This window comes from Pseudonocardia sp., from assembly GCF_035305885.1.
In the GTDB taxonomy this organism is placed as follows: domain Bacteria; phylum Actinomycetota; class Actinomycetes; order Mycobacteriales; family Pseudonocardiaceae; genus Pseudonocardia.
Genome location: NZ_DATGOP010000054.1, coordinates 54,996 through 63,023, shown reverse-complemented (window position 1 = coordinate 63,023; position 8,028 = coordinate 54,996). Strand labels below are relative to the sequence as shown.

General features: G+C 75.0%; 8 protein-coding genes. 3 read left to right on the top strand and 5 right to left on the bottom strand.

The genetic code is table 11. From position 1 onward, the window contains the following. Positions 1 to 192: 192 nt before the first annotated feature. From VKZ81_RS10865 to VKZ81_RS10855, 3 genes are read right to left on the bottom strand one after another with little or no spacing between them, the layout of a single operon-like run. A complete protein-coding gene (locus VKZ81_RS10865) occupies positions 193 to 1,023 on the bottom strand; it encodes a MetQ/NlpA family ABC transporter substrate-binding protein (RefSeq protein ID WP_324241357.1) in 831 nt (276 codons plus the stop codon). Positions 1,024 to 1,041: 18 nt separating this feature from the next. Continuing rightward, positions 1,042 to 1,752, bottom strand: a complete 711-nt coding sequence (locus VKZ81_RS10860; protein WP_324241356.1) for a methionine ABC transporter permease — start codon at positions 1,750 to 1,752, stop codon at positions 1,042 to 1,044. Next, positions 1,749 to 2,753, bottom strand: a complete 1,005-nt coding sequence (locus VKZ81_RS10855; protein ID WP_324241355.1) for a methionine ABC transporter ATP-binding protein — start codon at positions 2,751 to 2,753, stop codon at positions 1,749 to 1,751. Before VKZ81_RS10855 ends, VKZ81_RS10860 begins: the two co-directional genes overlap by 4 nt. Positions 2,754 to 2,933: 180 nt before the next feature. On the opposite strand from VKZ81_RS10855, the gene VKZ81_RS10850 reads away from it, so the two are divergent. Next, on the top strand, positions 2,934 to 3,608 hold the full coding sequence (locus tag VKZ81_RS10850; RefSeq protein ID WP_324241354.1) for a hypothetical protein: 675 nt from the start codon (positions 2,934 to 2,936) through the stop codon (positions 3,606 to 3,608). Positions 3,609 to 3,776: 168 nt separating this feature from the next. Here VKZ81_RS10850 and VKZ81_RS10845 read toward each other — a convergent pair whose 3' ends face one another. Further along, entirely contained in the window at positions 3,777 to 4,979 is a 1,203-nt protein-coding gene (locus tag VKZ81_RS10845) for an acyl-CoA dehydrogenase family protein (RefSeq protein ID WP_324241353.1), read from the bottom strand. Between the two features lie 134 nt (positions 4,980 to 5,113). Here VKZ81_RS10845 and VKZ81_RS10840 point away from each other — a divergent pair, with 134 nt between their 5' ends. Continuing rightward, positions 5,114 to 6,079: a helix-turn-helix domain-containing protein gene (locus tag VKZ81_RS10840; RefSeq protein ID WP_324241352.1), complete on the top strand. Its 966-nt coding sequence runs from the start codon at positions 5,114 to 5,116 to the stop codon at positions 6,077 to 6,079. 90 nt (positions 6,080 to 6,169) lie between these two features. Here VKZ81_RS10840 and VKZ81_RS10835 read toward each other — a convergent pair whose 3' ends face one another. Then, positions 6,170 to 6,946, bottom strand: coding sequence for an SDR family NAD(P)-dependent oxidoreductase (locus tag VKZ81_RS10835; RefSeq protein ID WP_324241351.1), 777 nt, complete (start codon positions 6,944 to 6,946; stop codon positions 6,170 to 6,172). Positions 6,947 to 7,566: 620 nt separating this feature from the next. Between VKZ81_RS10835 and VKZ81_RS10830 the strand changes: the two genes are divergently transcribed. Beyond that, a complete protein-coding gene (locus VKZ81_RS10830) occupies positions 7,567 to 8,028 on the top strand; it encodes a universal stress protein (protein WP_324241350.1) in 462 nt (153 codons plus the stop codon).

Below are 8,028 nucleotides of genomic sequence, written 5' to 3'. Positions count from 1 at the left end.
GCACGCCGCCGCGACGGCGACGCTCCTCTCCATCCGCAAGGGCATCCCCTACCGCGCCGTCGACGGCGCCGAGGTCCGGGCCGCCATGCGCACGGCCGGCAGCGACCTCTGAGGCGCTCGGAACTTCAGGAAAGCCACATTCATGAAGCCCACGTTCATGAATGTGGCTTTCCTGAACCCCGGCCGAGCCGGTCAGACCGGGATGACCGCCCCGGAGTAGTTCTGCTCGATGTAGGTCTTGACCTCCTGCGACTGCAGCAGCTCGGCCAGCGTCGCGATCCGCGGGTCGTCCCGCAGCTCGGTGCGGGTGACCAGGCCGTTGGCGTTCGGGTTGTTCTCCGCCGACTCGAGCACGAGCGCGTCCGTGGCGGGGTTCAGCCCGGCGTCGATCGCGTAGTTGCCGTTCACCACCGAGGCGTCGGTGTCTTCGAGGCTGCGCGGCAGCTGCGCCGCCTCCAGCTCGCTGAACTGCAGGTTCTTCGGGTTGGAGGCGATGTCGCGCGGGGTGGCGGTCGCCTCGGTGCCCGGGTTGAGCGTGATCAGCCCGTTGGCGGCGAGCAGCCGCAGGCCGCGCGCCTCGTTGGTGGCGTCGTTGGCGATGCCGATGGTGGCGCCGTCCGGCAGGGCGGCGATGTCGGTCACCGTGTTCGAGTACAGCCCGAGCGGCTCGACGTGCACGGGCGCGATCCAGGCCAGGTCCGCACCGCTGGAGGCGGTGAACTCCTCCAGGTACGGGACGGTCTGGAAGTAGTTCGCGTCGAGCGAGCCGTCGACCAGCGCGGTGTTGGGCTGCACGTAGTCGGTGAACTCGACGATCTCGATCTGCAGGTTGCGCGCGGGCGCGAGCTCGTCGGCGACGTAGCGCAGGATCTCCCCGTGCGGGGTTGGGGAGACGCCGACCCGCAGCGGCGCCGCAGGGTCGCCGGGCGCCGCGGCCTCGGAGGCGCTGCCGCCGCACGCGGCCAGCGTGACGATGGCCGTGAGCGCGGCAACGGCGGAAACGACAGCGGAACGCAGTCGCATGGGTGTCCTTTCGAGGGATCAGGCTGTCGCGTGCCGGCGGCGGTCCAGCCGCCGGGCCGCGAAGGAGAAGCCGAGCTGGATCAGTGAGGTCAGCGCGGCGAGGACGAGCACGGTGGCCCACAGCACGCGGCCGTCGAAGCGCTGGTAGCCGATGCGGACGGCCACGTCGCCGAGCCCGCCCCCGCCGACCACGCCCGCCATGGCGGAGTAGCCGACGAGCGCGATCGCGGTGACGCCGATCGCCCCGATCAGCGCGGGCACCGACTCCCGCAGCAGCACGCTGCGGACGATCTTGAACGTGGAGGCGCCGGTCGTCACCGCGGCCTCGACGACCGCGACGTGCACCTCGGCCAGCACGTTCTGCACGAGCCGCCCGACGAACGGCACGGCGCCCACCGCGAGCGGGACGATCGCCGCCGTCGGGCCGATCGTGGAGCCGATCAGGAACCGGGTGACCGACAGCAGCAGCACGAGCAGCACGATGAACGGCATCGCCCGGCCGAGGTCGACGATGGCGCCGAGCAGCCGGTGCACGGTCGGGCGCGGGTGCAGCCCGCCCGGGGCGGTGAGGTGCAGCAACACGCCGAGCGGGATGCCGAACACCGCGGCGAGCACCGTCGACACCCCGACCATGTAGAGCGTCTCCCCGGTGGCGGGCACGAGCAGCTCCACGACCTCGCCCCACGGCGTGGGCTCGCGAGCGGACTGGGCGAGCACGTCGACGGTCATGCGAGCACCTCCGGGGCTCGCACGCGCTCCACCGCGGCGCCCGCGTCGGCGAGCGCGGCGACCGCGGCCTCGGCGCCGGTGCCGTCCAGCCCGACGCGGAACCGGGCCACCGGCACGCCGGCGAGATCGGTGAATCCGCCGCCGAGCAGCGCCAGCTCGGCGCCGTGCCGGGTGGCGGTCTCGGTGAGCAGCGGGCCGGCGGCGGCCTCCCCGGTCAGCACGACGTCGGCGACGACCGCGTGACCGGACGCGTGCCGCGCGGCGTCGTCGGTCGCGGGCAGCAGGGCCGCGGCGGTCCGGCTGCCCGGCCGGGTGACCAGGTCCAGCACGGAGCCGTGCTCGACGACCCGGCCGTGGTCGAGCACCGCGACGGTCGAGCAGATGCGCCGTACCACCGCCATGTCGTGGGTGACGACGAGGACGGTGACGCCCAGCTCTGCGCGCGCCCGTTCGAGCAGGTCGAGCACCGACTCCGTGGTGGTCGGGTCGAGCGCGGACGTCGGCTCGTCGGCCAGCAGCACCCGGGGCCGGGCGGCGAGCGCACGGGCGATGGCCACGCGCTGGCGCTGCCCGCCGGACAGCTGGTCCGGGTAGGCGTTCGCCTTGTCGGCGAGGCCCACGAGCTCGAGCAGCTCGGCCACCCGCCCGGCGCGCTCGGCGCGGGCCGCGCCCGCCGCTTCCAGCGGGAGCGCGACGTTGCCCGCCACGGACCGCTGCCGCAGCAGCGAGTCGCCCTGGGGGACGACGCCGATGCGGCGCCGCTCGTCGCGCAGGGCGGCCCCGCGCAGCGCCACGAGGTCGGTGCCGTCCACCCGCACGGCGCCCGAATCGGGCCGCTCCAGCAGCGGGATGCAGCGCGCGAGCGTGGACTTGCCCGCGCCGCTGGGGCCGACGACACCGCAGACGGTGCCGGCGGCCACCTCCAGGGTGACGTCGTCGAGGGCGCGCACCGGTCCGGTGGGCCCCGCGAAGGTCTTGGTCAGGTTCTCGACCGTGATCACAGGTGCTCCAGGCGCGCGGGATCGCCGGCGCGCACAGGTGGTGAGGGGGAGGAAGGTCCGTCAGGCGCGGGCGCGACAGCCCGTGACGGTGCGCCGGCCGTGGTCGACCACGCGACGGCGGGTCAACAGGCAGGGTCGGGGCGCGGCGCTCATGTCCGCACCAGTCAACCTGCACGAAACATGAACGCGCAAGTCAATCCGCTGTGCGATCGGCGACATCGCGGCGACCCCGCCCTGCCGCCGGACGCCGGCGCGCCGAGGGCATTCCGGATTCGGCCGCGGAATTCACCCGTGCATTTCCGGGCGTTTGTGGTGGTTTCCGCGAGACGCGGTGTTCTGCGAACTCGGCTGTGGCAGGCAACGGCCTTGGAACCGCGTGGCCTCGGCCGTCGGGGAGGACAGCTTCGGCCCGGCCGGCCCGCCCAGCCCCGAGTAGCGCTGTACCGCGCGGCCGAGACCCTCGACAGCTTCTTCACCGCCCGGCCGATGCTCGGCGACGCGCTCGGGCTCACCCGCCGCATCCGCACCCGGGCCGCGCAGCTCGGCGCGCGCACCGGGGCTGCCGCACCGCTGAGCTTCAGCTCGTTCGACGCCACCCGAGGCGCGACCGAGCAGGAGGCGCAGCGGCTCGTGCGGGAGAAGCGGGAAGCGATCGACGACGAGCGCGGGCGCGCTGGTCGCGCACATGATCGGTGGGGGCGTGACCTCGGCGACCTGCCGTCGGACGATCCCCTGCCCGGGAGCGCGAGCCGGTGGTCGCGGCAGCAGGACACCCGGGACCGGGCGGTGGCGGGCACCCGAAGCCGCCGGCCGACCCGGTCGAGGAGCGCTTCCGCGCCGGCGTCCTCGACGTGATCACCTGAGCGGTCCCACGACCCGCGCCCGGCACGACGTCGTGGTGAACCGCCTCCTCCACGAACTGTTCGAGCGCGGGATCGTCACCTCCGACGACGGCGGTTCGACGCCGCGGGCGAACCTCGGCCTCGAGCCGCCCGCCCGGGTGCCCGCCGCCGTGTCGCGGCGTCAGATCATCCCGCCCGCGGCCAGTGGGTGGTCGAGGTCGGCGCCCTCGATCCACAGCCCGCCGACGAGCTCGAGGAACCGGTCCTGGGCGGTGAGGTGCGCGCAGGCGGTGGCGAGGTCGCGCCGGTGGCGTTCCAGGGCGCAGCGGCGGAACACCGCGGACGTGCCGACCGCGTCGGCGAGGAGCTCGGCGGCCTCGCGGCACACCCGCGCCGTGTGCACGTAGGCGCCGGCGAGCGCGGCCCGCTGCCGCCGCGAGGGCCGCTCGCCCCGGGTGAGGGTGGCCCAGAAGTCCGCGACGACGTCGAACGCGTAGCTGCGGGCCGAGCCCACGAGGGCGTGGGCCCGCGCCACCGCGACGCGGACGCGGGGCTCGTCGCGGGCGGGCCGCATCTCCGGCGCGATGATCTTGTCGAGCAGGATGTCCGCCGCGGCGTCGAGGGCGGCGCGGGCGATGCCGAGCGGCACGCCCAGGTGGTTGACGAGGAACATGCCGGTCCAGGCGTAGAGCGGCTCGTCGCGGGTGGTCTCGTCCCAGGTGAACGTGTGGTCGGCGGGGACGAACACGTCGTCGGCGGAGACGTCGTGGCTCCCGGTTCCGAGCAGCCCCGTGGTGTCCCAGTTCTCGATGATCGTCACCTGGTCCGCGGGCAGCGCGGCGACCCGGATCGCGGGCGGCTCGCCCGGGGCCGGGGACCCGGCCGGTGGGACGACGCCGCCCACGATGACGACGTCGGCGTGGGTGCAGCCGCTCACGAAGGGCCAGCGCCCGGTCAGCAGGTAGCCGCCCTCGACGGGCTCGAGCTTCCCGCCGGGCAGCGGGACACCGGCGGTGACGGCGTCGAGGCTGCGGTAGAGCGTGCGCGCCGCCCGCTCGGCGAGGTGCGAGGCGAAGTACCCGCCGGACGCGCCGATCATGACGCACCACCCGGCCGAGCCGTCGGCCTGCGCCACCGCCTCGACCACCTCGACCTGCGTCCACGGGTCCACCTCCGGGCCGCCCCACGCGCGGGGCGTGGAGATGCGGAACACGCCTGCCGTGCGCAGGGCGTCGACGGTGCGCTGGCTCAGGCGGCGGCGCCGCTCGTTCCCCTCGGCCTCGGCCCGCAGCAGCGGGGCGATGGCCCGCGCGTTGGCCAGGATCGCGGGGCCGTCGAGCGCGCCTGCGGTGGTCGTGGTCGCCGTGGTTCGGGTTTCGGTCATGAGCCGACCGTGCCGCCCGGGCCCGCGGCCGTCATGGAAGCGGCGCGTAGCGGGATTGGACATGCGTGCACGGTTGCGGCCGTCCCGTTCGCCGCGGGTTGCGGCCGGGGTGCTGGTCACTACCGTCGCCGTGCGTGGGCACGAGGGTTTTCCGCTCCGTGGACGAGCCGGTGCCGACGCGATTCGACTACTGGAGCGACATCGCCGACCAGGTCATCGGCCCGGTCGAGCTGCGCCCGTCCGACGACCCCGACTTCCGCGACCTGTGGCGGCTGGGGCGGCTCGGTGCGGTCGGCGTCCACGAGGGGGTCGTCACGCGGGGCGGCGCCCTGCGCTACCGCGAGCACCACGTCCGCCGGGCGGACCGCGACGGGATGTTCATGGTCACCGGGCTCGTGCGCGGGACGATGGGGGTCGAGCAGGACGACCGGCAGGCGGTGCTGCGACCCGGCGATCTCGCGGTCGTCGACCTGTCGCGGCCGTCGCGGGTGGTGCTGGGGCCGTGCAGGACGACGAGCGTGGTGTTCCCGCGCGAGCAGGTGCCGCTGCACGCCGACGCGCTCACCGCCCGGACCGCGAGCCGGATCCGCGGCGACCGGGGGATGGGCGCGCTCGCGTCGTCGTTCCTGCGCGGGCTCCCGCAGCAGCTCGACGCGATCGACGACGTGTCCGGCGCCCGGCTCGGCACGACCGTCGCGGACCTGCTGACCGCCACCGTCACCGGCTGCTCCGGCCCGGGGAGCCGAGCGGCCGCCGACGGGCACCGGCACGCCCTGCTGGCGCAGATCCGCACGTTCATCGAGCTGCACCTCGGCGACCCCGATCTCGCACCCGCGCGGATCGCCGCCGAGAACCACATCTCGATCCGCTACCTGCACAAGCTGTTCGAGTCCGAGGAGACCTCGGTCGCCGACTGGATCCGGCGCCGCCGGCTGGAGCGGTGCCGCGGCGACCTGCTCGACCCGCGCCTGCGCGGCCGGCCCGTCGCCGCGATCGCCGCCCGGTGGGGCTTCCGGGATCCCGCCTACTTCAACCGCGTCTTCCGCGCGACCTACGGCGCGCCGCCCGGCCGGTTCCGGGACGCCCGCCTGCTCCCGTGATGCCGGACACCGCCCGACGAGCCGGGATCGCCGAGCTGAACGCTGCTGACCCCACGGGCGTCGTGGCAGAAGAGCCCGACCGTGCCGCGTTCAGCCGTTGTACCGGGTGGCGAGCTGTGGGCTCTGCCCGCCGAACGCGGCCAGGTCGGCGGCGAACACGGCGTCGAGCAGGGAGGCGTCCTCCACGCCGGGCGCGGTGACGGTCTCGCCGAGCTCGAGCCCGCGCAGGCTGGCGGTGACGACGTCCTCGGCGGACATGCGGGGCACGGCGCTCAGGTCCATGCCCTGGCGGGTGTGGAACTCGGTCGCCACGACGCCGGGCAGGAGCGCCTGCACGCGCACGCCGGTGCCCTCCAGCTCCGCCGCGAGGAGCTGGGAGAAGGCGAGCAGGTGGGCCAGCGCGCCGCCGTAGACGGCGCGGCGGGGCATCACCGACGACGGCGCCGGGCCGCTGAAGGCGATCATGCCGCCGACGTTGATGATCGTCCCCGCGCTGCGCTCCAGCATCCCGGGAAGGACGGCCCTGGTCAGCAGGGTGGGCGCGAGGATCTTCACGTTGACCAGCTCGGTCGCCTTCTCGGCGGGCAGGTCGGCCAGCGGCATGTAGTGCGCGACGCCCGCGTTGTTGACGAGCAGGTCGACCGGCGCGTCCGCGGCCGCGGCGGCGACCGCGTCGATGCCCTCGGGTGTCGACAGGTCCGCGGCGAGCGGGCGGACCGTGACGTCCGGGTGCGCGGCGACCAGCTCGTCCAGCCGGGCCGTGTTGCGTCCGACGGCGATCAGGTCGTACCCGTCGGAGGCGAGGCGGTCGGCGAAGGCGCGGCCGATGCCGGATGTGGCGCCGGTGACGAGTGCGAGTGCGCTCAACGGGTGGTTCCTCTCCTCGGGCTGTTGGGCTGACTCCAGCATCGGGCCACTGCGCGGGGTGGGGGGAGGTCTTCGTCTTCCCGGGGTCTGGGAGGACCCCGGCTGCGCCGCCTGCGCCGGCGCGGCGACGCTTCGGCCTCTCCCGCACCGAGGAGGTGCGTCCCTTCCGGCGCCGGCCCCGGATCCCCGACGGGGCGGCTCGCGGAGCACATCGGCGAGCCGGGCAGGCCGACGCTTCGTCGTCGGTCACGTTCGTACACCCCGGCGCAACCCGGGGGTCCCGGCCGCGGCGTCCCGGCCCCACGCGAGCGGCTGGCAGGTGTCGGCGGGGCCGGCGAAGCCGGAGGTCCCGCGTCGAGCGTCGCGCTCGTCGTCCGCGGTGGCGCCGGGGTGGGCGCACGACGGCGCTCGTGGCCGATCTCGTCGCCTCGTGCATCACGCCGCGGACAGCCAGGCGAGCGGAGCGCCGGTCGGTCCGCCGTCGCCGTGCTTTCCGAGGTCCGGCAAGCGAGCTCGCGCGGAGTCTGCCCGGCCGGGCCCCGGCGGAGCCCGGCCCGAGCGACGGATGCTCGGGGTGGGAGCGCAGCGCTCGCACGAGGTCGTCCGCAGAGAGGGGAGCCGTGGTCGAACAACAGCGGGTGATCGTCAGCCTCAGCCGGCCGGAGGTGGACTCCCGCGTCGTGCGCACCGCGATCGAGATCGCCCGCGCCCTGGACGCCGTGCTCTACGCCGTCGACGTGCAGGAGCCTCGGCCGTCGCCGGGAACCGTCCGCGACGGGCCGCCCCGCATCCAGGATGCGTACTTCACCCTGTCGAAGTCCGGCGGGCTCCCGGACGACGTGGACGTCCGGATCGTCGTCACGCAGGGGGAACCCGGCCCCGCGCTCGTTCGTCTCGCCGATCGCCACACCGACCTGCTCGTCGTCGGTCGTGGCTCCGACGGGGGTGCGCTCGGCCCGGTGGCGCGGGCCTGCGTCGAAGGCGCCACCTGCCCGGTCGTGGTCGTCCCTCCCGGCGGCAGCCGCCTGGACGCGGAGCCGACCCGGCGGGTCGAGGAGTACGCGGCGCCGGCTCGGGTGTGA